Annotated in this window: 18 protein-coding genes; 4 read left to right on the top strand and 14 right to left on the bottom strand. The window is 71.0% G+C overall.

Features of this window, described 5'->3' with window-relative positions:
* Window positions 1-70: 70 nt before the first annotated feature.
* Both secG and M3667_RS09175 read left to right on the top strand, forming a co-directional pair.
* Window positions 71-319 (top strand): preprotein translocase subunit SecG, encoded by a 249-nt coding sequence (gene secG, locus M3667_RS09180; protein WP_056232190.1) that lies wholly within the window; start codon window positions 71-73, stop codon window positions 317-319.
* Between the two features lies 1 nt (window position 320).
* Window positions 321-674, top strand: coding sequence for an RNA polymerase-binding protein RbpA (locus M3667_RS09175; RefSeq protein WP_251507484.1), 354 nt, complete (start codon window positions 321-323; stop codon window positions 672-674).
* A 101-nt stretch (window positions 675-775) separates the two neighbouring features.
* Here M3667_RS09175 and M3667_RS09170 read toward each other — a convergent pair whose 3' ends face one another.
* From M3667_RS09170 to M3667_RS09150, 5 genes are read right to left on the bottom strand one after another with little or no spacing between them, the layout of a single operon-like run.
* Window positions 776-1,606, bottom strand: coding sequence for a hypothetical protein (locus M3667_RS09170; RefSeq protein ID WP_251507482.1), 831 nt, complete (start codon window positions 1,604-1,606; stop codon window positions 776-778).
* Window positions 1,603-3,069 (bottom strand): polysaccharide deacetylase family protein, encoded by a 1,467-nt coding sequence (locus M3667_RS09165; protein WP_251507480.1) that lies wholly within the window; start codon window positions 3,067-3,069, stop codon window positions 1,603-1,605. The genes M3667_RS09170 and M3667_RS09165 overlap by 4 nt, the downstream gene beginning before the upstream one ends.
* A 44-nt stretch (window positions 3,070-3,113) precedes the next feature.
* Window positions 3,114-4,922, bottom strand: a complete 1,809-nt coding sequence (glmS, locus tag M3667_RS09160) for a glutamine--fructose-6-phosphate transaminase (isomerizing) (protein ID WP_251507478.1) — start codon at window positions 4,920-4,922, stop codon at window positions 3,114-3,116.
* On the bottom strand, window positions 4,922-5,944 hold the full coding sequence (locus M3667_RS09155) for an NAD(P)-dependent oxidoreductase (protein WP_251507476.1): 1,023 nt from the start codon (window positions 5,942-5,944) through the stop codon (window positions 4,922-4,924). The genes glmS and M3667_RS09155 overlap by 1 nt, the downstream gene beginning before the upstream one ends.
* A 38-nt stretch (window positions 5,945-5,982) precedes the next feature.
* On the bottom strand, window positions 5,983-7,332 hold the full coding sequence (locus tag M3667_RS09150; RefSeq protein WP_251507474.1) for a nucleotide sugar dehydrogenase: 1,350 nt from the start codon (window positions 7,330-7,332) through the stop codon (window positions 5,983-5,985).
* Between the two features lie 387 nt (window positions 7,333-7,719).
* On the opposite strand from M3667_RS09150, the gene M3667_RS09145 reads away from it, so the two are divergent.
* On the top strand, window positions 7,720-9,033 hold the full coding sequence (locus M3667_RS09145) for a glycosyltransferase family 2 protein (RefSeq protein ID WP_251507472.1): 1,314 nt from the start codon (window positions 7,720-7,722) through the stop codon (window positions 9,031-9,033).
* Between the two features lie 48 nt (window positions 9,034-9,081).
* Here M3667_RS09145 and M3667_RS09140 read toward each other — a convergent pair whose 3' ends face one another.
* The 7 genes from M3667_RS09140 to tkt form a co-directional block, all read right to left on the bottom strand.
* Window positions 9,082-11,601 carry a LuxR family transcriptional regulator gene (locus tag M3667_RS09140; protein WP_251507470.1) on the bottom strand — a complete coding sequence of 840 codons (2,520 nt, stop codon included), beginning with the start codon at window positions 11,599-11,601 and terminating at the stop codon, window positions 9,082-9,084.
* Window positions 11,602-11,760: 159 nt separating this feature from the next.
* Window positions 11,761-12,552 carry a 6-phosphogluconolactonase gene (gene pgl, locus M3667_RS09135; RefSeq protein ID WP_251507468.1) on the bottom strand — a complete coding sequence of 264 codons (792 nt, stop codon included), beginning with the start codon at window positions 12,550-12,552 and terminating at the stop codon, window positions 11,761-11,763.
* Window positions 12,549-13,496: a glucose-6-phosphate dehydrogenase assembly protein OpcA gene (locus M3667_RS09130; protein WP_144833206.1), complete on the bottom strand. Its 948-nt coding sequence runs from the start codon at window positions 13,494-13,496 to the stop codon at window positions 12,549-12,551. The genes pgl and M3667_RS09130 overlap by 4 nt, the downstream gene beginning before the upstream one ends.
* Window positions 13,493-15,043 carry a glucose-6-phosphate dehydrogenase gene (gene zwf / locus M3667_RS09125; RefSeq protein WP_144833208.1) on the bottom strand — a complete coding sequence of 517 codons (1,551 nt, stop codon included), beginning with the start codon at window positions 15,041-15,043 and terminating at the stop codon, window positions 13,493-13,495. The genes M3667_RS09130 and zwf overlap by 4 nt, the downstream gene beginning before the upstream one ends.
* 2 nt (window positions 15,044-15,045) lie before the next feature.
* Window positions 15,046-16,671, bottom strand: a complete 1,626-nt coding sequence (locus M3667_RS09120) for a glucose-6-phosphate isomerase (RefSeq protein ID WP_251507467.1) — start codon at window positions 16,669-16,671, stop codon at window positions 15,046-15,048.
* Window positions 16,668-17,789 carry a transaldolase gene (gene tal / locus M3667_RS09115; protein ID WP_251507466.1) on the bottom strand — a complete coding sequence of 374 codons (1,122 nt, stop codon included), beginning with the start codon at window positions 17,787-17,789 and terminating at the stop codon, window positions 16,668-16,670. Before tal ends, M3667_RS09120 begins: the two co-directional genes overlap by 4 nt.
* 19 nt (window positions 17,790-17,808) lie before the next feature.
* Entirely contained in the window at window positions 17,809-19,908 is a 2,100-nt protein-coding gene (gene tkt, locus M3667_RS09110) for a transketolase (protein ID WP_251507465.1), read from the bottom strand.
* Between the two features lie 231 nt (window positions 19,909-20,139).
* Between tkt and M3667_RS09105 the strand changes: the two genes are divergently transcribed.
* Window positions 20,140-21,066 carry a heme o synthase gene (locus tag M3667_RS09105; protein WP_144833216.1) on the top strand — a complete coding sequence of 309 codons (927 nt, stop codon included), beginning with the start codon at window positions 20,140-20,142 and terminating at the stop codon, window positions 21,064-21,066.
* A 386-nt stretch (window positions 21,067-21,452) separates the two neighbouring features.
* Here the strand turns inward: M3667_RS09105 and M3667_RS09100 are convergent, their stop codons facing one another.
* Window positions 21,453-21,947 carry a dinucleotide-utilizing enzyme gene (locus M3667_RS09100; RefSeq protein ID WP_251507464.1) on the bottom strand — a complete coding sequence of 165 codons (495 nt, stop codon included), beginning with the start codon at window positions 21,945-21,947 and terminating at the stop codon, window positions 21,453-21,455.
* Window positions 21,948-22,166: 219 nt separating this feature from the next.
* A complete protein-coding gene (locus M3667_RS09095; protein ID WP_251507463.1) occupies window positions 22,167-23,168 on the bottom strand; it encodes a heme A synthase in 1,002 nt (333 codons plus the stop codon).
* Window positions 23,169-23,410: the final 242 nt, after the last annotated feature.

The following is a 23,410-nucleotide window of genomic DNA, read 5'->3' as shown; positions in this document are numbered from 1 at the left end:
CGTCTGAGACGCGTCCCCGTATACTTGACGCTTGTGCGGTCGACTGGCCGCTCGCGAAAGGCTTTCGACAGTGCAGATTCTCGAGTTCGTCCTGCAGGTGCTCCTGGGCATCACCAGCCTCCTGCTGACCCTGCTCATCCTGCTTCACAAGGGTCGCGGTGGCGGTCTGTCCGACATGTTCGGCGGCGGCATGAGTTCCGCCCTCGGTTCGTCGGGCCTGGCTGAACGCAACCTCAACCGATTCACGATCGTGCTGGCGCTGGTGTGGTTCGTCACCATCGTCGGTCTCGGTCTCCTCACCAAGTTCGCGGAGATCTGACATGGCCAGTGGCGGCAATGCCATCCGTGGTTCGCGCGTCGGCGCGGGCCCCATGGGCGAGCAGGATCACGGCTTCCACGCGGATCGCGTGGCCGTGTCGTACTGGGACGCCCTCGGCAACGAGACGGTGCGCTACTTCGCCGCCGGCATCCCCGACGACGAGATCCCCGAGACGATCGACTCCCCGCACTCCGGTCTTCCCGCCGGACGCGACAAGGCCAACCCGCCGGCACTCGCCAAGGCGGAGCCCTACAAGACGCACCTCGCGTACGTGAAGGAGCGCCGCTCCGACGAAGAGGCGGCCTCGCTCCTCGACGACGCGCTGCAGCAGCTGCGCGACCGCCGCGGACAGTGACCCGACGCGCCTGATCTCACAGAAGGGCCGGATGCCATGGCATCCGGCCCTTCTGCGTTCTCGGCGTCCAGCGAACAGACGCCCTCGTGCACGGCATCCGCTCAGCGGACGGGGGAATCCGTGACGATCCTGGTCCACGGCCCGTCGGGCACGTCGGCGTCATCGACGAAGGCCCAGTCGACCGTGTCGCCGTCGCCGTCGAGCTCGGCGAAGCCGAGGCAGCCGTTCAGAGCGGGGGACACATCGAGGCCTGCGCCGTTGTAGCGGGCGTTCGCGGGGCGCCGGTCGTCGGCGCCGAAGACGTAAGCGGCGTCTCGGTATTCGCCCGGACCGGCGTCTTCGATCTGGCCGTAGCAGGTGCGCTCGCCCTTGCGCAGAACCACCCAACGGTTCTTCATCAGGCTCTGCGCCGGGTCGTCGACGATCGCCGCGTAGGGGGCGCTGTCCGCCCACGGGACCACCTCTCCGCGGGTCGCGAAGCCCTCGTCGTCGTTGACGTCGTCGAAGGGCAGGTCGAGGTAGAAGGGGTTCTCGCGCGGTGTCATGCGCGTGGGGAAGTAGTCGTCGGCCGCGGTACGGGCCTCGGTGCTGCACGTGTCGCCGTCGACGACGCCGTCGCATCCGCCGTACGACCCCAGCCAGTCGGAGTCGTAGGTCGAGATGCGCTGGCTGCCGTCGGAGGCGTTCGGGTCGAAGACCTCACCCACCCAGAACGTCGTCGAGACGATGTCGGTGTGCCAGGGGTATCTCGTCTGCGGACGGTCGGGCTGCGCGGGGGCGCACGCCGTCACGCCGACGACGGCGACGACAGCGAGGGTGATCGCCGTGGCGGGTCGGTGCCGGCGCGGCATCCGGGATCGTCGTCCCACCCCGCCGACGGCGGCGACCACCGCGGGGGTGATCGCCGCCGTCAGGCGAGGGCGTCGCGTCATCCGCTGACGTCGCTCTCGGTCGGGTGCACGGTCTCGATCGGGCCCTGCGGGGTGCCCGGAGCGGTCACCGCGAGCGGGGCGGTCTTCGTCAGGGCGGTCACCGGCGGAGCGCTCGCGCTGTCGTACAGACCGAGGTCGTCGGTGCGGAGCGTTCCGTTGCCGAAGATGTTCAGGGCGAAGCTGATGCCGTTGTACCCGGCGGGGATCGCCGCGGTCGTCCAGTCGGCCTCGGTCCACGCCGTCGCCGAGGCGAACCAGGGGCTCGAGGTCCAGTACGACCACGTGCCCGTCGTCGAGCGCAGATAGACCGCGAACTGCGTCGGTCCGCTGGCTTGGTACCACTCGCGCAGCGCGTAAGTGCGCCCCGGTGTGACCGTCGGCGAACACTGTCCGAGATCGAACTGCGGCAGGAGTTTCGCGTCGCCGTCGACGTAGTTGCTCATCGTGATCCCGCTGGCGATGTTGCCGGTGTGCGCGGGGGAGCCGGTGCTGAAGGCGGCGGTGTTGTTGCCGTAGCCCCCGCGCATCCAGCAGTCGGGGGCGCCGGTCTCCATGCTCGGGTTGACGATGCCGTTGGTCGATCCGGTGACCGCGGGGACAGAGGGGCCGTTCACGACGGGCTTCGTGGTGCCTCCGACGACACTGCCGATCGTCTTGACGACGGTGCCCGCCGCCTGCCGGGTCTTGAGCCACGACAGGAACTGACCGAACACCGAGGTGGAGATCGCCAGATCGTCGCACGCGTTGTCGCAGACGTGATGGAAGGTGTACTGCACCCACCCGCCGCCGTTCTTCTCGGCGTTCGTCACGCCCTGCTGCAGGTCGGCGAGCGTCCACGTCGAGTCGACCTGGTCGAGGGCGGCGAGGGCGTAGGGGTCGGCGGGCGGGATGCTCTCGGCGTACCCGCAGTCGGAGCAGCCGAAGCGGCTCTTGATATCGCCCAGCAGCCGGCCGCTGTTGTACCCGCACGCCGCGACAGCCTTCTCGACGTCGGCGTTCGCGTCGGCGAAGGGGTAGGCGAAGCTGCGGACGGTGAAGCCCCACGAGGTGAGGTTCTTGCGATCCTGACAGATCTGGCGCTTGGCCTCGTCGAGACTGACCGCCGTCAGGTCGGCGTGGTTGACCGTGTGCCCGCCGATCTCCATGCCGAGGTTCTTCAGGTTCGTCAGGTCGCTACGGGTCATATAGCTGGCCGCACCGATGTAGCCCGACGGGATGTAGAAGGTGGCCTTCATGCCGTTGGCGTTCAGCGCCGGCAGCGCGCTCAGCTGATCGGCGTTGCCGTCGTCGAACGTGAGGCTGACGACGGTGCGGGTGGCCGCCTCGGCGGGGGCGGGTGTCAGCGCGACGGAGCCCGCCACCGCCACCCCGAGGGTCGCGAGCACCGCGAGGGCACGCACCCACGGTCGGCGCGGAGATGTCGGCGGGCGCCGGCGGGCGATGCGGAGGTCTCGTCGGGTCATGGGGGACTGCCTTTCGTGCGGAGCGAGGTGGGGGGAGGGGAGTCTCAGGACACCGTCACCGACTTGGCCAGGTTGCGGGGCTTGTCGACGTCGCGGTGCAGGCGCAGGGCGAGCTCTCGGGCGAACATCTGCAGGGGCACGACCGTCTCGAGCGGCCCCCACGACGGGCCGGTGCGCGGCAGATGCAGGGGGAGACCGCCCACCCGCAGCACGCGTTCACCGAGGCGGATGACGCGGCCCCCGCGCGCCGTCACCTCGGCGATGTCGACCTCGAGGCGCGGGTCGCCGTCGTCGACGACGAACACCGGGGTGCCGGCATCCACCAGCGCCAGCGGACCGTGCTTGAGCTCACCCGCCGGCTGGTGCTCGGCCCAGCGATACGACAGCTCCTTCAGCTTGAGCGCGCCCTCCGCGGCGTAGACCAGCCCCGCGCCGCGGCCGAGGAAGAGGAAGCCCGACGCCCGCGCGAACTCGGCCGCGAGGGTCGCGGCAGGGCCCCGCCACGTGTCGCGCGCCGTCGACAGCGCCTCGGGGGTCGCGGTGAGGGCACGGACGTCGGCGTCGAGCAGCGCGGCATCCGCCCGATGAGAGACGGTCAGGCCCGACAGGGCGACGCACACACCCGTCAGCACCTGCGCGACGAAGGTCTTGGTCGCCGCGACCCCGATCTCGGGACCGGCGAGACAGTCGATGACGGCGTCGGCGCGCCGAGCGAGCGACGACGACGGGTTGTTCGTGAGGGCCAGCACCGTGCCGTGCTCCGCGGGGAGCCCCTGCAGGGCCCGCAGCACATCGGCGGTCTCTCCGGACTGGCTGATCGCAATGACGAGCGTGCGGGGCTCCCAGACCTCGTGCGCGGCCTCGCTGGCGATGAGCATTCGGGTGGGCAGGCCGCCGACGCGGGCGAAGACGCCGGCGATCGCGCGGCCGGCGTGCAGCGACGTGCCGCAGCCGATGATCGCGACGCGGTCGATCTCGTCGAGGGGAGGGAGTCCGAGCCCGCGCCACAGCAGTCCGTCGGTGATCGCCGGAGCGAGGGCGTCGATCACGCGCTGAGCGACCAGGGGCTGCTCGTCGATCTCGTTGCCCATGTGGTCGCGGTGACGCCCCTTGCTCGACAGCAGGGCGGTCTTCGGCACGGGCCAGAGGCCGCGCGGACGACAGCTGCCGCCCGCGCGGTGCCACCGCATGCCCTCGGCGGCCACCTCGACGACGTCGTCGTCCTCGAGCACGCGGAAGGCCGAGACGACCGGCGTGATCGCCCCGACGTCGCTGGCGAAGTACGCCCCCTCGTCGCCCTCCGCGAACACGAGCGGAGAGCCGTGCGCGGTCGCCGCGAGGGTGCCCGTGCGGGTGTCGAGGGCGACGACCGCCCACGTGCCCTCGAGCCGGGTGACCGCTTCGGCGAGCGCGTCGCCGAGCCCGACACCCGGGCGGTGCGCCTGTTCGACCAGGTGCACGATGACCTCGCTGTCGACCTCGCTCGCGAAGCGGTGCCCCGCCGCGATCAGGTGCGCCCGCAGCACGTCGGCGTTCTCGACGATGCCGTTGTGCACGATGAACAGCTGCCCGCCGCAGTCCTCGATCGGGTGGGCGTTCGTCTCGGTCACGCCACCGTGCGTGGCCCAGCGGGTGTGGCCGATCGCCGCGGTCGTGGCATCCGCCGCCCTCTCGCCCACCGGTGCGGCGAGTGCTGCGACGCCGTCGAGGGTACGCAGGTGCACCCGGGTGCCGTCGGGGTGCCGCGCGGCCACGCCCGCGGAGTCGTACCCGCGGTACTCGAGCCGCTCGAGGGCGGCACGGGCCCGTGACGCGGCGGCGGCCGGACCGCGGTAGGCGGTGATGCCGCACATCAGGCCACGCCCCGGAACGTTCCCGCGCCGGCCAGGGGCATGGCATCCGACCCCAGCTTCTCGCGCGCGAGCAGATCGGCGGCGACGCGCATGATCGTCGAGGTGAGGGAGGTGTGCGGCTCATAGCCCACCAGGTCGTGGGCCTTGGTGTTGTCGGGCACCCGTCGGCGCATGTCTTCGAACCCGGCGGCGTAGGCCTGCTCGTAGGGCACCAGCGCGATCTCGCTGCGGCTGTCGAGGGTCTCGATGATCTCGCGCGCCAGATCGAGGATCGAGATCTCGCGCGCCCCGCCGAGGTTGTAGGCCTGCCCGCGCGCCCGCGGGTTGCGCTCGATCTGGACCATGGCGGGCACGACGTCTTCGACGGCCGAGAAGCACCGCGTCTGCAGGCCGTCACCGAACACCGTCAGCGGGTGCCCGCGCAGCGCCTGGCCCACGAGGTTGGGCAGCACCATGCCGTAGCGCCCGGTCTGGCGCGGTCCGACGGTGTTGAACAGGCGCACGATCGCGACGTCGAGACCCTCCTGATCGCAGTACGCCTTCGCGAACGCCTCGTCGATGCCCTTGGCTCCGGCATAGGTCCAGCGCGAGAGCAGCGGGTCGCCGAGGATGCGGTCGGAGTCCTCGCGCAGCCGGTCGGCGGTGTTCTTGCCGTACACCTCGCTCGTGGACACCAGGAGGACCGAGGCCTGGTGCTCGATCGCGGCGGTCAGCACGTTCTCGGTGCCGTGGATGTTGATGCGCAGACCCCGCAGCGGCTGCTCGACGATGAGCTTGACGCCCACCGCGGCGGCCAGGTGGAACACGCGGTCGCAGCCGCGGATGGCGGTGTCGACGGTCTTGGCGTTGAGGATCGAGCCGTGGATCATCTCGAGCCGCGGGTCGTGGGCCACTCCCGCGAGGTTGCGGGCGGAGCCGGTGGACAGGTCGTCGAGCACGACGACCTCGTCGCCGCGGTCGAGCAGGTGTTCGACGAGGTGGCTGCCGACGAAGCCGGCGCCGCCGGTGACGAGTGTCTTCATGTGCGATCCTCCGGATGCGGGGGAGACCGGAACGCCGCTCACAGGAGCACCCGCCCGGCGATGTCGGAGCTGCGGTAGGTGCCGTCGACGACGACCGCGTCGCCGTCGAGCCACGCCAGGTCGGCGTCGTGGTGGCGGGTGTGCACGAGCACGATGTCGGGGTGGAAGGCCGCCGGATCGGGCAGAGAGTCGCGCTCGCGACCGGAATCGAGGTGGATGTGCGGGGCATGCGTGTCGACGTACTGCACCTCGGCGCCGACGTCGATGAGGTGGTCGATGATCTCGAGGGCGGGGGACTCGCGCAGGTCGGCGACGTCGGGCTTGTAGGTGACCCCGACGACGAGCACGCGGGCGCCGAGCGTGCCCTTGCCGGCGCGACCGAGCACGTCGCGGATGCGGTCGACCACCCGGCGCGGGCGTGCGGCGATGCGCGTCATCGCCTCGGTGATGACCCCCGCGTCGACGTGCAGTGCCTTGAGCTGCCAGAGCAGGTAGTGCGGATCGCACGGGATGCAGTGCCCGCCGACCCCGGGACCGGGGTAGAACGCCATGAAGCCGTAGGGCTTGGTGCTCGCGGCCTCGATCACCTCGGTGACGGGCACGTCGAGTGCTCCGCAGATGTCGGCGAACTCGTTGGCGAGGGCGATGTTGACGGCGCGGAAGGTGTTCTCGAGCAGCTTCGTCATCTCGGCGGTGGCCAGGCTCGACACCCGGTGCACCCGCGCCGCGTAGCGGGCGAGCAGGCGCGCGCCCTCCTCTTCGCAGTGCGGGGTGGCGCCGCCCACGACGCGGGGGACGACCTCCTGCGCGAATCCGATGTTGCCCGGGTCGATGCGCTCGGCGCTGAAGGTGACGAACACGTCGCGACCGATCTCGAAACCTCGCTCGCGCAGGGGCGCCTCGACCAGGTCGTGCGTGCAGCCGACATAAGTGGTCGAAGTGAGCATGACGAGCTGACCGGGGCGGGCGGCGGCGACGACGGTGGCGCATGCCGCCCGCAGCGGGGCGAGATCGGGGACCTGCTGGTGGTCGACCGGAGTCGGCACGCACACGATGATGGCGGCGGCCCGCGAAAGCTCGGTGGTGTCGCTGGTGAGGCGGAAGGCGGCGGGCGTCCGCAGCGCCGTGTCGAGGCGTTCGCGGTCGGTGTCGATGAGGTCGGCGCCGCGCGCGGCGATGGTCCGCAGCCGACGGGGGGAGACGTCGAGCGCCAGGACCCGCGAGCCGCTCGCGTGGTAGGCCAGGGCCGTCGGAAGCCCGACGTAGCCGAGCCCCACGATCGCGACGTCGAAGTCGAACGCCGGCGTGGCCGGGGTGAGCGGGGCGGTGTCGTGAGCACGCGGCTGAGACGGGGCGAGATCCTCAGCGCGGACATCGATCGTGGACATTCTCATCCTCCAACAGCGGGTCCGAGAGGGCGGCGGGGGAAATGCGGCGCCCCCTCGGACGAATCGGGTGGTGCGTCAGCTGGCGAGGTGGTATCGGAGCTGATCCGCGGTTCACAGTGCTGTGCCGGGCCCGGGCGGGTCAAGGAACCCGGGGCGATCATGCGGGGTCCCGCGGACCGCAATCGGATATGCGGGAAACCGCAACCGCGACTGCGGGCCGACGCGGTCGCAGCGAGGCCCGGCTCGCGTACGGTCGGGCTCGACACGGCATCCGCTCGCCCGTTTCGTCCGCCCGATCCGGATGCCGCCGCGACCCCGCGACCCGAGACCGCGACCCGAAACCGCGACTCGAACCCTCGCCCCGAAGACCCGAAGAGGGGGGATGCCATGACCTCCACGCTCGTCGTGCTCGTCGCCGTCTGCACGGTGGGCGTGTCCACGCTCGTCTGGGGCCTGGCGGCGCTCTGCCGGCTCGTCGTGGAGCGTCGGCCCACCGCGACCCTGCTGACGCCGTCGATGTATTACCGCAGCGCCGATGTCGCCGTGCTCATCGCCGCGCACGACGAGGAGCTCGTCATCGCCGACGCCGTGCACGCCGCCCGTCGACTGGTGCCGGAGGGGAACGTCTTCGTCGTCTCCGACGGTTCGGGCGATGCCACCGTCGCCCGCGCGCGCGCCGCGGGGGCCGTGGCGTGGGACCTGCGGCCCAATCGCGGCAAGGCCGGGGCGATCCGCGCCGGACTCGAGCACTTCCGCATCGCCGAGCGTTTCGCGCTGCTGCTGCTGCTCGACGCCGATTCCCGCCCGCGCCCCGACTACCTGCGCACGGCCCTGCCGCAGTTCACCGACGACGGCGTCGTGGCCGTCGCGGGGCGTGCGACGACGTCGACGGAGGCTCCTGCCACACGCATGGGGCGGTTCCTCACCTCGTACCGCGAGCGCACCTACGTGTGCACGCAGTATCTGCACAAGTTCGGCCAGGCGGCCCAGGGGGCGGATGCCGTGGCGATCGTGCCCGGTTTCGCGAGCCTGTACCGCACGGATGTGCTCGACCGCATCGACATCGACGCGCCCGGTCTGTCGATCGAGGACTTCAACATGACCTTCGAGGTGCACGCCAAGAAGCTCGGACGCATCGCCTTCCACCCCGAGTGCGCGATCGCCGAGACCCAGGATCCCGGGGTGCTGCGCGACTACTCGGCGCAGGTTCGGCGCTGGAGCCTCGGCTTCTGGCAGACGGTGCGCCGGCACGGACCTCACCGCGGGGTGTTCTGGGCGTCGGTCGGCCTCTTCGCCCTCGAGACGGTCGTGTCGAGCCTCGTTCTCGTGGCCATGCTGCCGGTGCTGATCGTCGCGACGGCCGCGGCGCTGGTGGGCACGCTCGGCAGCGGGGAGGTCGCCGCCACGGCCGCGGAGGTCGCCGCCGTGCTGCCGGTGGGCCCGCTGCTGCTGGGATTCCTGCTCGTCGACCTCACGTTGAGCGTCTTCGTCTGCCTGGTGTCGGGAACCCGGCCGCGCATGGCGATGCTGCTGTATCCGCTCATGCGGGTCTGGGATGCGGCCCTGTGCCTGCGTGCCCTCACCGCGGCGCTCGGGCGGCCCTCCGACGGTCGCTGGCGCAGTCCCGACCGGCGTCCCGCTGCGGCGACGCCGCGTCTCGCGCTCCGCGAGGATGCGCGATCGGCCGCGCACGCCAGGTGATTCTGAGCCGTGCAGGTGCGGTGACCTCGAGCGTGCAGGATCCCCCGCTCAGCTCACCGCTCCGTGCAGGTGCGCGACGAGCTGCACGCGCGAGGTGATCCCGAGCTTGCGGTAGATCCCGGTCAGGCGCAGCTCGACGGTACGCAGCGAGATGTACAGTGCCGCGGCGATCTCGCGGTTGCGCAGGCCCCGCTCCACGAGTGCGACGATCTCCTGTTCGTGCGGAGTGAGTCCGCCCGGTTCGACGGCGCCTCCGACCGGCGGCGTGAGGGTGTGGATGACGGCCGCGTGGTCGTCGGGCAGGCAGCGGAGCCGCGCGAGGCGCAGGTTCTCACGCTCGCCGGGGGCATCGTCGGCGGACAACATGGCATCGACCTCGTCGAACGCCTCGGCCCCGTCGTGCTCCGAGCGGCAAACGGCGCGGGCGCGGGCGAGCGCGAGCTGCGTCCATCGCCGGGGGGAGGCGGCGGCGAGCCGCTCGAGGCGGTCGAGCTCGTGCAGGGCCTCGGCGCGGCGACCGGCGAGCCAGAGCGCTTCGACGAGGTCGGCGGCGATGCGCATGACGGCGGGGTCGGCGTCGGGAGCCGTCACCTGTGCCGCGCGCAGCTGCTCGACGGCCTCCGTGTACAGCCCCTCGCGAAGGGCACGCAGTCCGTCGAGCGCGCTGAACCACGGCAGCAGGGCGGCGGCCCGCTCGCGACGCGCGCGCTCGCGCCCCTGCCGGAGGAGCTCGGCGGCACGCGAGGGCGGAGCCTCCAGCAGCGCGGCCGCGGCGATGATGAGCGTGCTCGCGGCGTCGGGACGACGACCGGGCAGCCATTCGTTGCGCCACGCCGTGACAGCCTCGCGCGCGGCTGTCGGATCGCCCGCGCGCACCTCGGCGATGACCAGCTGACGCAGCAGGTGCTCGCGCCACAGCGGAGCGAGACGGGGTCGGTGATCGAGCTGGGCGCGGATGGTCTGTCGCGCCGCCGCGTAGTCCTCGCGCAGCAGCTGCACACCGGCGGTCAGGATCGCGACATCGACCGCGGGTTCCCCCGCGTCGATGAGGCGGAGCGGCGACACCTCCGGGCAGTGCCCGCCCATCTCGCGCGTCATGTGCGCCAGCAGCGCCGTGCGCGTGGAGGCGACGCCGATCTCGACCGACGTCGAGATCCGCTCGGCGGCCAGATGGACCTCGCCGCGGTGCAGGTGCAGGGCCGCGCTCTCGCAGAGCAGTCTCTCGGATGCCGCGCCCTCGGCGCCGACGCCGGGTCCGACGTGCGTCAGGACGCTGTCGTCGACGACGTGGTCGACCACCGAGAGTGCGCGCAATCGCGCCATCGCTCCGCGGGCGCGCGTGTCGGGGTCGGAGCTCGACCCGGCGTGGCGCAGGTAGTGCTGACCGAGCTCGTCGTGCCCGCCGAACACGAGCGCTTCGCCGAGGTCGACGAGCCGCCTCGAGCGCAGGGCTTCGTCGATGCGACCGGCCAGTGCCCGCTCGGCGAATTCGACGGCGGCCATCGCCTCGCCCTCGCGGGCCAGCAGGACGGCCCCCGCGAGAAGGGGCTCGCGGTCAGCATGCGGGTCGAGGAAGCTGCCGTGCCACCCGCGGATGGCGGGGTACGCCCCCGCATGGTCGGCGGCTGCGCGCGCGTGCAGGCGCCGCCGGTCGTCGGCTCCGAGGCCGGCGTGGCGGCGCAGGCGGCGTGCCGGGTCGCTGATGCGGGCGAGCTGGCCACGGACGACGACGAGTCCCTCTTCGACGAGGTCGTCGACGTCGGCGCCGCTCTCGCGCGCTGCGCGCCGCAGACGGTCGGTGCCGTACACCGGTCCGACCGCGAGCAGGTCGAGAAGATCGCCCCACCGCGGATCCAGCGCCCGAACCTCGCGCCGCTGCCGGCGGCTGGGTGCCTGATCGCGCAGGCGCAGGGGCACGCTCAGCGGCTCATCACCGCTCGCCTCCGCGGCGCTCAGGCGCAGCCCCGCGAGCACGCCCGGATCTCCCGCCGACAGCTCGGCCACGATACGCAGGACGGCGGGTGCCGAGGCGTCGCCGAGCGCGGCGCGGGCCAGATCCACCGACTCGTCGAACGAGAGCCGGCGGATGCGCGTCTGCATCATCCCCGCGAAGTCGTGGCGTCCCTCCAGGGTTCCGCTGGTGGCCACCACGCTCACGCCCGTGCCGCGGAGGCGCCCGAACACGTACGACAGCACCGTGATGCTCGCGCTGTCCATGTCGTCGAGATCATCGATCACCACGACGCACGCGTCGCCGCGCACGAGGTGCAGGGTGCGGCTGACCTCCTCGGCGAGAAGGTGCTCGGGCCAGTCGCGACCGCGCGCCAGCACACCGTCGACGGCCGCACCACGCCCGTCGTCGAGAGCCGCGGCCACCGCTGTGAGCCCCGACAGGGGCCACATGCGCTCGTTCGGGCTGACGGTGACCAGCACGGCCCCATGTCGCGCGGCGAGCTCTCGAGCCAGAGCCGTCTTGCCCGACCCGCTCTCACCGATGAACAGACCCGCGGATCCGCTGCCCGAACCGATCAGGTCCGACGCGACGCGCACTTCTCGCTCACGTCCCACAAATGGCATCCGAACGCTCCCTCGCGCGAATCGGGATGCCCCCCACCCGAATCGTACGAGCACGGGCCGCCCACGACAAGAGACGTCAGCCGTGAGTACACCCAGCAAAAAGCGGAGACCGGATGCCATGGCATCCGGTCTCCGCAGAGAGGTCGAGGCTCAGTACTCGCGGTCGATGAGCTGTGGGGGCACCTGATCGGCGGCGACCTCGTCGACGAAGAACGCCGTGCGACGACGCCCCTTCGCGCCGGCGGCCGGGACGCTCTGGTAGCTCGCGCCCGCGAGGGCGAGACCGAGGGCGGCGGCCTTGTCGGCTCCCGCCACGACCATCCACACGCGCTTCGACGAGTTGATGACCGGCCGCGTCAGCGAGACACGGTCGCTGGGCGGCTTGGGGGAGTTGCGCACCGGCACGGTCGCCCGGTCGGTTACCGAGATCTCGGGCCGGTCGGGGAACAGTGACGCGATGTGCGCGTCCGGACCCACGCCCAGGAAGCAGATGTCGAACGACGGCCAGGGGCCGGTCTCGCTGCGGTCCGAGGGAGCGAACTGCGCGAGCTCGTCGGCGTAGGCGATCGCGGCGGCGTCGAGGTCGAGCCCGTCATCGCTCGAGGCGACGACGTGGATGTTCTCGGCCGGGATGTCGAGGTGGTCGAGGAACGCCTCGCGTGCCTGCTTCTCGTTGCGGTCGTCGGAGTCGCGCGGCACGAACCGCTCGTCACCGAACCAGAAGTGCACGAGCGACCAGTCGATCTCGCCGACCCGCGCATCCTTCGCCGCGGTGCGCAGCACGGCGCCGCCCATCGTGCCGCCGGTGAGGCAGACGTGCATGCGCTTGCCCTCGGCGACGCGCTTGACGATGCGGTTCACGAACCGCGTCGCGACGTAGGACGCCAGGGTGTCGGCATCCGCCTTGATGATGACCTGCTTGACGGCACCGTTCTCGGTCACGATGCGCTCCGCTCGCTCGCAGCGAGGAGCAGGTCGTGACCCTCGGTGATGACCCGCCCGTACAGCAGGTCGGGGTCGAGGCGGCGCAGTTCTTCGGCGAGGCACTCGCGCAGCGTGCGGCGCGGGAATGCCAGATCGTGCGTGGGCTGACCGGGCTGCGTGAGCACCGCGACGCCGGACTCGGGCCGCTCGAGGAGCGTGTCGCCGCTCGGGCGGGTGAGGCGCACCGACTTGATGCCGCTGGCCCACTCGTCGGCGGGCAGGTAGGCGTAGTCGACGGGGGCGTCGAGCTTCATGCCGAGCCACGCCGCCAGCAGGGCGGTCGACGGCGAGTCCGCCGCGCCGCGCACCTCGATCGCGGTGACGGGCTCGAACGGCGGCTGGTCGAGGACCGCGGCCAGCTGTTCGCGCCAGCGCGTCACACGGGTCCACGAGAAGTCGGTGTCACCGGGGGCGTAGTGCTCGCCGAGCTGCGCGACCCACGCCGCCGGATCGGCCTGCGACGAGGCATCCGTGATGCGACGCTGCGCGATGCGACCGATCGCGGAGGTCGACGGGGTCTCGGGAGCCTCGGCGGGCCACCACGCCACGACGGGGGCGTCGGGCAGCAGAAGACCGGTCACGAGGCTCTCGGCGTTCGATCCCGCGGGGCCGTGTGCGCGCAGCACCACGACCTCGCTCGCGCCGGCGTCGCCGCCCACGCGGATCTGCGCGTCGAGACGCGGTTCCTCGTCGCTGTCGCCGAGGGAGACCGCGATCACCCGCATGGGGTGCTCGCGCGAGGCGTCGTTCGCGGCGGCGATGACCTCTTCTTCGGCGCCGTGGTGCGTCACGATGATGAGCGTCAGCACGCGACCGAGGGCGACGGCGCCGCCCTCTTCGCGCACGCTGACGAGACTCTTTGAGATCGCGCTGACGGTGGTGTCGGGCAGATCGATGATCACGGGCGCCTCCAGGTGCGGCCGTCACGGGCGAGGAGTTCGTCGGCGGATGCCGGCCCCCACGACCCGGGCGAATACTGTTCGAGCGGACCGCCCTGAGCGGCCCAGAACTCCTCGATGGGATCGAGGATCTTCCAGCTGAGCTCGACCTCCTCGTGACGCGGGAACAGCGGCGGGTCGCCGAGCAGCACGTCGAGGATGAGGCGCTCGTAGGCCTCTGGGCTCGCCTCGGTGAAGGCGTGCCCATAGCCGAAGTCCATGGTGACGTCGCGCACCTGCGTGCCGTCGCCGGGGACCTTCGAGCCGAAGCGGATCGTGACGCCCTCGTCGGGCTGCACGCGGATGACCAGGGCGTTCTGGCCGAGCTCCTGCGTCTGGCTGTGCGAGAACAGCTGCTGGGGAGCGCGCTTGAACACCACGGCGACCTCGGTCACGCGGCGTCCGAGCCGCTTTCCGCTGCGCACGTAGAACGGCACGCCCGACCAGCGGCGCGTGTTGATCTCGAGCTTGATGGCCGCGTACGTCTCGGTGACCGAGTCGGGGTTCATCCCGTCGTCCTCGAGGAAGCCGAGCACCTTCTCGCCGCCCTGCCATCCGCCGGCGTACTGCCCGCGGGCGGTCGCTTCGGCGAGGTTCTCGGGCAGACGCACCGCGGCGAGGACCTTCTCCTTCTCGGCGCGCAGGTCGGCGGCGTTGAAGCTGATCGGCTCCTCCATCGCGGTCAGCGCGAGCAGCTGCAGGAGGTGGTTCTGGATGACGTCACGCGCCGCACCGATGCCGTCGTAGTACCCGGCGCGACCGCCCACGCCGATGTCCTCGGCCATGGTGATCTGCACGTGGTCGACGTAGTTGCGGTTCCAGATCGGCTCGTACAGCTCGTTGGCGAAGCGCAGCGCCAGGATGTTCTGCACCGTCTCCTTGCCGAGGTAGTGGTCGATGCGGAAGATCGAGTCGGCGGGGAACGCGCTCTCGACGACCTCGTTCAACTCGCGGGCGGATGCCAGGTCGTGACCGAACGGCTTCTCGATGACGACGCGTCGCCAGCCGTTGACGCCGTCGGCCTTGTCGCCCACGAGTCCCGACGCCTTCAGCTGCGTGGTGACGAGGGGGAAGGCCTTCGGCGGGATCGAGAGGTAGTAGGCGTGGTTGCCCATGGTGCCGCGTTCGACGTCGAGCTTGTCGACGGTCTCGCGCAGGCGCGCGAACGCCTCGGGGTCGTCGAACTCGCCCTGCACGAAGCGGATGCCCTCGAGGAGCTCCTTCCACGTCTCCTCGCGGAACTCCGTGCGCGCGTGCTGCTTGACCGACTCGTACACGACCTTCGCGAAGTCCTGGTCCTCCCAGTCGCGGCGGGCGAAGCCCACGAGCGCGAAGCCGGGAGGGAGCAGGCCGCGGTTGGCGAGGTCGTAGACCGCCGGCATGAGCTTCTTGCGCGAGAGGTCGCCGGTGACGCCGAAGATCACGAGGGCGCTGGGCCCGGCGATCCGGTTCAGCCGGCGATCCTCGGGATCGCGGAGGGGATTGTGACCCGGTGTGATCTCTACGACCATGCTTACTGTGCCGCCTCGAAGAGTGAGAGGACTTCGACCTGCGGGTCGGTCAGCGTCAGCGTGACGACGGGACGGCCGTGGCCCTCCGCCAACACGCTCGCGTCGCCCGCGGCCTGTGCCTGGATGAGTTGTCCGAACGTGAACGGTCGCCCCGGGATCTCGAGGTCGACGTCGGTGCGTTCGATGATCTGAAGGAACACGCCGTTGGCGGGTCCTCCCTTGTGGTACTGCCCGGTGGAGTGCAGGAAGCGCGGTCCCCACCCGAAGGTCGTCGGTCGTCCGGAGTCGGCGGCGACGAGTTCGCGCAACCCCGCGAGCTGCGCGAGGTCGAGTCGGTTCACGTACGCCTGCACGCTGACGTAGCCGTCTGCGGGCACCGTGCGCCACAGCGCGTCGAGCACGCCCGCGATGGTGCCGCCGACGGCCAGGGCCGGGTCGGACACGCGCACCTCGACGCCGTCGACGACGAACGCCGGGGCGGTGGGGGCGGGCTGCGCGTCGAGCAGACCGTGCGTGGCCTCCTTCGCCGACTCGACGTCGGGCTGGTCGAAGGGGTCGATCCCGAGCAGACGACCGGCGATCGCGGTGGCGTACTCCCACACGACGAACTGCGCGCCGAGCGAGCCGCTCACGAGCACCTCGCCGGTGTGGCGTTCGAACAGGTGGAAAGCGTCCGCGTCGTCGACGAAGCGCACGACCTGCAGGTCGTCGGGCGTCGACTCGAGCTCGGGCGAGACCGGGAGCAGGACGACGGGCAGGATGCCGGTGCCCTGTTTGCCGGTGGACTCGGCGATCAGCTGCTCGATCCAGTCGGGCAGGCCGATCAGGTGGCTGCCGTCGGTGACGAGGCCGAGCTTGTCGCGGCGCAGCTCTCCGCCGCCCGCGATGGCCGCGGCCAGCACGAGCGCCGGGTTTTCGGGGGAGTCGATCGCGACCTCGAGCAGCGTGGCGTCCGCCTCGTCGAGCAGGTCGTCGATGTCGACGCCGGCGAGGCCGGCCGGCACGAGGCCGAAGGCGGTGAGCGCCGAGTAGCGACCGCCGACCGTGGGGTCGGCGGTGAAGACGCGGTAGCCGTCGGCGCGGGCCGATTGCTCGAGCGGCGAACCGGGGTCGGTGACCACGACGATGCGCTGCACCGGGTCGATGCCGAGGTCGCGGAAGGCGGCCTCGAACGCACGCTTGGCGGAGTCGGTCTCGATGGTCGAGCCCGACTTGCTCGACACGACGAGCACGGTCTTCTCGAGGCCGCCGGACTCGGCATCTCCGTCGATCGCGGCGAGCACCTGGCCCGGAGCGGTCGAGTCGAGGATGACGAGCGGCACACCGGCCGACTGCGCGATGACCTCGGGGGCGAGCGAGGAACCGCCCATGCCCGCCAGCACGACGCGGGTCACGCCCTGCGCGACGAGTTCGTCGCGCAGGGCCGTGATCTCGGGCACGAGGGGGCGCGAGACGGTGACCGCCCGCACCCACCCCAACCGACGCGACGCCTCGTCTTCGGCGGCCGTTCCCCACAGCGTGGGGTCGGACGCCGTGATCCCCGACGCGATGAGCGAGCCGGTGAGTCCCGGCAGCTCGGCGTCGACGACCGACTTGACGTGGCCGGTGACCTTGACGGCGAAGCTCACTTCGCGGCCTGGGCGCTTCCGGCCTGCAGAGCGGTCTTGACGGTGTCCTGCAGCTCGTGCCACGAGGCGATGAACTTCTCGACACCCTCGTCTTCGAGCACCTGCGTCGCGTCGGCGACGTCGACGCCGGCCGCGGCCAGGCGGTCGAACACGTCGTGCGCGTCTGCGTAGGCACCGGTCACGGTGTCACCCTCGATCACGCCATGGTCGAAGGTGGCCTCGAGGGTCTTCTCCGGCATCGTGTTGACGGTGCCGGGGGCGACGAGCTCGGTGACGTAGAGCGTGTCGGGCAGCGCCGGGTCTTTGACACCGGTCGAGGCCCAGAGCGGACGCTGCACCGTGGCGCCGGCATCCAGCAACTTCTTGGCGCGGTCTTCCGAGAACTTCTTCTCGTACAGCTCGTAGGCCAGGCGCGCGTTGGCGATGCCGGCCTTGCCCTTGAGCGCGGCGGCCTCGTCGGTGCCGATGGCGGCGAGGCGCTTGTCGATCTCGGTGTCGACGCGCGAGACGAAGAACGACGCCACCGACTGCAGGGTCGAGATGTTGTGGCCGGCGGCCTGCGCCTTCTCGACACCGGCGAGGTAGGCGTCGATGACCTCTTCGTAGCGCTCGAGGCTGAAGATGAGCGTGACGTTGACCGAGATGCCGGCACCGATGACCTCGGTGATGGCGGGCAGGCCCGCCTTGGTCGCGGGGATCTTGATCAGCACGTTCTTGCGGTCGACGCGGGCCGAGAGGTCTTTCGCCTGTGCGACGGTGCCCTCGGTGTCGTGAGCGAGGTCGGGGGAGACCTCGATCGACACGCGGCCGTCGACGCCGTTGGTGGCGTCGAAGACCGGGGTGAAGATGTCGCACGCGTCGCGCACGTCGTCGGTGGTGATCGAGAAGATCGCCTCGTCGACGCTGGCGTCGGCGGCCGCGAGCTCCGTGACCTGGCCCTCGTACGCCTCGCCCTTCGAGAGGGCGCCGGCGAAGATGGTCGGGTTCGTGGTGACACCCGAGACGTTTCGCGAGTCGATGAGCTCGGCGAGGTTGCCGGACTGGATGCGCTGACGCGACAGGTCGTCGAGCCAGATGCTGACGCCCTGGGCGGCGAGGTCGGCGGTGGGAGTGCTCATGATTCTGGTTCTCCTCTGATTACTTCTTCGCGGCGGCCAGCGACTCGCGCGCGGCCTCGACGACGTGCTCGGTGGTGATGCCGAACTTCTGGAACAGGGTCTTGTAGTCGGCCGACGCACCGAAGTGATCGATCGCGACCGAGCGGCCGGCGTCGCCGACGATGCCCGCCCAGCTGAGGGCGGAGCCGGCCTCGACCGACACGCGCGCCTTCACCGACGACGGCAGCACCGACTCGCGGTAGGCCTCGTCCTGCTCGGCGAACCACTCGAGCGAGGGAGCCGACACGACGCGGGCGTGCACGCCCTCGGCGGCGAGCTTCTCGCGCGCCTCGACGGCCAGCTGCACCTCGGAGCCGGTGGCGATGAGGATCACGTCGGGCTCGCCGTTCGCGGCCTCGGCCAGCACGTAGGCGCCCTTGACGGCGTTCGCCGCGGAGGCGAACTCGTCGCCGGACGCCTCGCCCTCGCCGCGGGCGAAGACGGGGATGTTCTGGCGGGTGAGCGCGATCCCGGCGGGGCCGGCGGTGCGACGCAGCATCTCGAGCCACACGACCGAGGTCTCGTTGGCATCCGCGGGACGCACGAGGGCGAAGTTCGGGATGGCGCGGAGGGTCGCGAGCTGCTCGATCGGCTGGTGCGTGGGGCCGTCCTCGCCGAGGGCGACGGAGTCGTGCGTCCAGACGAAGATCGTGGGGATGTTCATCAGGGCGGCCAGACGCACCGGCGGGCGCATGTAGTCGCTGAAGATGAGGAACGTGCCGCCGAACGGACGCGTGGGACCGTGCAGCACGATGCCGTTGAGGATCGCACCCATGGCGTGCTCGCGGATGCCGAAGTGCAGCACGCGGCCGTAGGGGTCGCCCGACCACTCGTGCGTCGACCACGACGAGGGGATGAACGACTTGGCATCCTTGATCGTGGTGAGGTTCGACTCGGCGAGGTCGGCCGAACCGCCCCAGAGCTCGGGGAGCTCGGCGGCGAGGGCGTTGATGACCGTGCCGCTGGCGGCGCGGGTCGAGACGTCTTTGCCGGCCTCGAAGGCGGGCAGCGCGTCGGCGATGTCGCCGGGCAGCTCGCGTGCCTGCAGGCGGTCCCACAGCTGCTTGCGCTCGGGGTGGGCCTCGGCCCACGCGTCGAACTTCTGCTGCCAGGCGGCCTTCTCGGCCTCGCCGCGCTCGACGAGCTTGCGCGTGTGCGAGAGCACGTCGTCGGCGACGGCGAAGTGCTGCTCGGGGTCGAAGCCGAGCACCTCCTTCGTGGCCTTGAGCTCGTCGGCGCCGAGGGCGGAGCCGTGGATCTTGCCGGAGTTCTGCTTGCCGGGGGAGGGCCAGCCGATGATCGTCTTGAGGATGATGAGCGAGGGCTTGCTCGTCTCGCCCTTGGCGGCCTCGATCGCGGAGTGCAGTTCGGCGACGTCTTCGACGTACTGGCCGGTCTTCTTCCAGTCGACCGTCTGCACGTGCCAGCCGTAGGCCTCGTAGCGCTTCTGGACGTCTTCGGTGAAGGCGACGTTGGTGTCGTCTTCGATCGAGATCTGGTTGGAGTCGTAGATCGCAATGAGGTTGCCGAGCTCCTGGTGGCCGGCGAGCGAGGAGGCCTCGCTGGTCACGCCCTCCTGGAGGTCGCCGTCACCGGCGATCACGTAGACGAAGTGGTCGAACGGGCTCTCACCGGCCGGGGTCTCGGCGTCGAAGAGGCCGCGCTCGTAGCGGGCGGCGTAGGCGAAGCCGACGGACGAGGCCAGGCCCTGGCCGAGCGGTCCGGTCGTGATCTCGACACCGTCGGTGTGGCCGTACTCGGGGTGGCCGGGGGTCAGGGAGCCCCAGGTGCGCAGCTCCTCGAGGTCCTTCTTCTCGAGGCCGAAGCCACCGAGGTAGAGCTGCACGTACTGCGTGAGCGAGGAGTGTCCGGCGGAGAGGATGAAGCGGTCGCGGCCGGGCCAGTGCGTGTCGGCCGGGTCGTGGCGCAGCACCCGCTGGTAGAGCAGGTAGGCGGCGGGGGCCAGCGACATGGCCGTCCCCGGGTGGCCGTTGCCCACCTTCTCGACGGCGTCAGCCGCCAGGATGCGTGCGGTGTCAACCGCGCGCCGATCGATGTCATCCCATTCGAAGTCCGACAACAGGGTCGCCTTTCTCGATACTGAGCGCCCTGTTCACGATCCGACGTCGCGCTCACCACCGTAGGAGTGGGAGTGGGGTGGGGTGTCGGCGCGGGGCGCGCGTTCATTGGCCAGCATAGCGAGATCGCCCGTCGCGGTTGCCGTCTGAGACGGGGGTCGACAGGCGGCCGGACCTGTGGTGGGGATGGCTTAGAATCGTTGAGGTTCTATACGCGCTTACCCCGGGGGACGATGGACATCTCGACGACGTCGCACGTCATTGCGACGACCGATCGCCGCTCCGTCGGACGCACCCTCCGGGCCTACGTCGCTCTGACGAAGCCCCGCGTCCTCGAGCTTCTGCTGGTCACCACCGTGCCGGTGATGATCCTCGCGCAGCAGGGTCTGCCCAACCTGTGGCTCATCTTCGCCACGGTCATCGGCGGCTCCCTCAGCGCGGGCTCGGCCGCGGCGTTCAACATGTACCTCGACCGCGACATCGACGCGCACATGCAGCGCACGGTCAACCGCCCCCTCGTCACGGGCGAGGTCTCGCCGCGCGGCGCGCTGACGTTCGCGTGGACGCTCGCGGCGGTCTCGACGATCTGGTTGTGGGCCTTCACCAACCTGCTCGCCGCCGCCCTGTCGGCGACCGCGATCTTCTTCTACGTCGTGATCTACACGATGATCCTCAAGCGCCGCACCGAGCAGAACATCGTGTGGGGCGGCATCGCGGGCTGCTTCCCGGTGCTGATCGGCTGGTCGGCGGTCACCGGTTCGCTCTCGCTCGTGCCGTTCATCCTGTTCGCGCTGGTGTTCCTGTGGACGCCGCCGCACTACTGGCCGCTGTCGATGAAGTACGCCGCCCAGTACGACGAGGTCGACGTGCCGATGCTCGGCGCCACGCGCAGCGGGTCGCAGGTGGGCCTGCAGGTCATCCTGTACGCGTGGGCGACGGTGGCGTGCTCGCTGCTGCTCATCCCCGTCGCTCCGATGGGCCTGGTGTACACCGTGTCGGCCCTCGTCTTCGGCGGCTGGTTCATCTACGAGTCGCACCGCCTCTACTCCCGCGCCGTGCGCGGGGGCGAGCCGCGGCCGATGCGCGTGTTCCACGCCTCGATCACCTACCTGACGCTGCTGTTCGTGGCCATCGCGGTCGACCCGCTGCTGCCCTTCTGATCCGTCTCGTCGACGCCCGTCCCGTTCGCGGGGTGGGCGTTCGCGTTTCCGGATGCCAGGACCTCGAGCGACCGTGGGGCGTGTCCCGACTCCGCGGCGTGCTCGACGGCGGTCCGCGAACGGTCGTGACGGTGTTCGGGGCACGGAGGACCGGGCCCGCGGCATCCGGCCCCTATGAACCTGCTCCGCCCGCCCGCGCCGCACGCGCTCAGCCCCGCCCACACGAGAAACTCCCGTCCCCATGACGGCACGCACGCCCTCAGCCCCGCCCACACACGTGAACGCCCGCTCCCATCAGGCAAGCCCTCGTTCTCGCCCTGAGCCCCGCCCATACGCGAGAACACCCGCCCCCATAACGGGAGCGGGCGTTCTCGGTTCTCGCGGGATCAGCGACGCGCGGCGTCGTCTCCCGTGTCGAGCTGGGGGGCGTCGTGGCTCGCTGCGGCGGCGGCCTGCGGGGGAGCGGTCGCGGTCGAGGGGGTCTCGATGTCGGCATCCTCCACCGCGAGGGGGGTGGCGGTGGTGGCCGGGGCGAACGGGGCGACGGGAGCCGCGGAGCTCTCGGCGACGGTCTCGTCGTCGCTGTTCCAGTCGATGGTCTCGATCGCGACGTCGGGCCGGCGGGTGAGCGTGGCGGCAGCACCGAGCGCGAGAGCCAGGGCGATGCCGATCGCGCCGGCGCCGAGCACCGCGGCGCCCACGACGACCCACGACTGGCCGACGTAGACCTGCACGACGGTGGCGTTGGGATCGTTGAGCACCTGCTCCATCGCGTCGATCCCGTTCAGGACGATCGCGAGTCCGCCGGCGACGGCGGCCGGGGATGCGACGACGAGCACCCAGAACGGGATGCTGGTCACCAGGCGGGGACGGGTCTTCATGGGGAGTACTCCTTGTCGTTCCGACAGGGGGTGTCGGGTACGGGTCCCGAAGCGGGGGACGACGGGACGGCGGGCACGAAAGTGCCACGGTCCACCATGACCCACGCGTCAGAGCGCGAGATAGGGGTCGCCGATGAATGGCCTATGAGCGTATAAGGGTCGGTGCGCCCGGGTGACGCCCGGCGGTGCGCCGGGTTCCCGGCATCCGGTGTCGCCGGGTCAGCTGCGCGCGGATGCCGTGGAGCGACGCGCGGCGGGCGCCTCGGCCACGGCGGGGCGCTTCAGGCGCAGCACGACGACGGTCATGGTCGCGGCGGCCAGGGCTGCGAGCACCATGTGGGTGCCCACGGCGATCTCGGGCAGTCCGTTGCGGGCCTGGTACAGCCCGACGGCGATCTGCACGAGCTCGACGGCCAGCAGCGCGACGGCCCAGCGACGCACGTCGAGGCGCAGGCGCCAGGCGAGCACGACGATCGCGAGCGTCAGCACGAACAGGGCGTATCCGGGCCACGAGTGGACGTGCTCGAGCACCTCGGCGTCGAAGCCGTTGCGGCCCGCGGCGGCGTCGCCCGAGTGGGGGCCGGCGCCGGTGGTGAGCACGCCGAACACGATCGTGAGGGCGAGCACGCCGGTGGTGGCGTGCACGAGGGCGGCAAAGCCGCGCGGCACGGCGAGGGCGCGGGGGCCGGCCGACTGGTTCATGAAGACGAGGAACGCCGCGCACACCGCCACGATCGACACCGAGGCGATGTAGTGGAAGCCGACGATGAAGGGGTTCAGGCCGGTCAGCACCGTGATGCCGCCCACGACCGCCTGCGCGACGATCCCGACGAGCACGATGAGCGAGAGCACGAACAGCACGCGGCGCTCGTGACGCATGCGCCACACCAGCACGACGACGGCGAGTGCCAGGATGCCGACGAGCCCGGTCAGCGTGCGGTTGCCGAACTCGATGATGCCGTGGATGCCCATCTCGGGCGTGTTCACGAGGGAGTCCGGGGTGCAGCGCGGCCACGTGGGGCAGCCCAGGCCCGACCCCGTCAGACGCACGGCGCCGCCGGTGCCGATGATCAGCACCTCGGCCACGAACGACAGCCACGCGAAGACGCGCACGCGGGCGTCGACCTCGGACGGGAGCCACGCGACGAAGCGGCGCAGAGGGGCCGGCACGCGGGACGCGGCGGCGTCGGTCGAAGCGGTGGGGGACGAGGCGGAGGGCATGCGTACGGCTTCCTGGCGTCGAAGTGCTCCGGGCCGTCGAGAGAGCGGGGGTGCCATGCCGGGAGCGGGTGTTGCCTGTAGAATCGAAGGGTCCGGGTGCAGCGCTCGCGCGAACCGCACCCACGACAGTCTAGGCGCGCAGCCAGCGCCTTCGAGCGGGCCCACCAGCGACCTTCCTGGGACTTCGACCGGAGTCCGGAATGTCGGGGCGGATGACACCGTTGTGGCCCGAGAAGGAGAGT

Origin of the sequence: Microbacterium sp. P26, from assembly GCF_023712585.1 — a bacterium.
GTDB lineage: Bacteria > Actinomycetota > Actinomycetes > Actinomycetales > Microbacteriaceae > Microbacterium > Microbacterium algihabitans_A.
The sequence above is the reverse complement of the archived record's forward strand: the minus strand, read 5'-3'. Positions and strand labels throughout refer to the sequence as shown.

Excerpts from the sequence above, each read along its gene's own strand:
- M3667_RS09175 (WP_251507484.1), top strand. The coding sequence starts at position 321 with ATGGCCAGTGGCGGCAATGCCATCCGTGGTTCGCGCGTCGGCGCGGGC.
- M3667_RS09170 (WP_251507482.1), bottom strand. The coding sequence starts at position 1,606 with ATGACGCGACGCCCTCGCCTGACGGCGGCGATCACCCCCGCGGTGGTC.
- M3667_RS09165 (WP_251507480.1), bottom strand. The coding sequence starts at position 3,069 with ATGACCCGACGAGACCTCCGCATCGCCCGCCGGCGCCCGCCGACATCT.
- glmS (WP_251507478.1), bottom strand. The coding sequence starts at position 4,922 with ATGTGCGGCATCACCGCCTACCGCGGTCCGGCCGCCGCCGCGTCACGG.
- M3667_RS09155 (WP_251507476.1), bottom strand. The coding sequence starts at position 5,944 with ATGAAGACACTCGTCACCGGCGGCGCCGGCTTCGTCGGCAGCCACCTC.
- M3667_RS09150 (WP_251507474.1), bottom strand. The coding sequence starts at position 7,332 with ATGTCCACGATCGATGTCCGCGCTGAGGATCTCGCCCCGTCTCAGCCG.
- M3667_RS09145 (WP_251507472.1), top strand. The coding sequence starts at position 7,720 with ATGACCTCCACGCTCGTCGTGCTCGTCGCCGTCTGCACGGTGGGCGTG.
- zwf (WP_144833208.1), bottom strand. The coding sequence starts at position 15,043 with ATGGTCGTAGAGATCACACCGGGTCACAATCCCCTCCGCGATCCCGAG.
- tal (WP_251507466.1), bottom strand. The coding sequence starts at position 17,789 with ATGAGCACTCCCACCGCCGACCTCGCCGCCCAGGGCGTCAGCATCTGG.
- M3667_RS09105 (WP_144833216.1), top strand. The coding sequence starts at position 20,140 with ATGGACATCTCGACGACGTCGCACGTCATTGCGACGACCGATCGCCGC.
- M3667_RS09100 (WP_251507464.1), bottom strand. The coding sequence starts at position 21,947 with ATGAAGACCCGTCCCCGCCTGGTGACCAGCATCCCGTTCTGGGTGCTC.
- M3667_RS09095 (WP_251507463.1), bottom strand. The coding sequence starts at position 23,168 with ATGCCCTCCGCCTCGTCCCCCACCGCTTCGACCGACGCCGCCGCGTCC.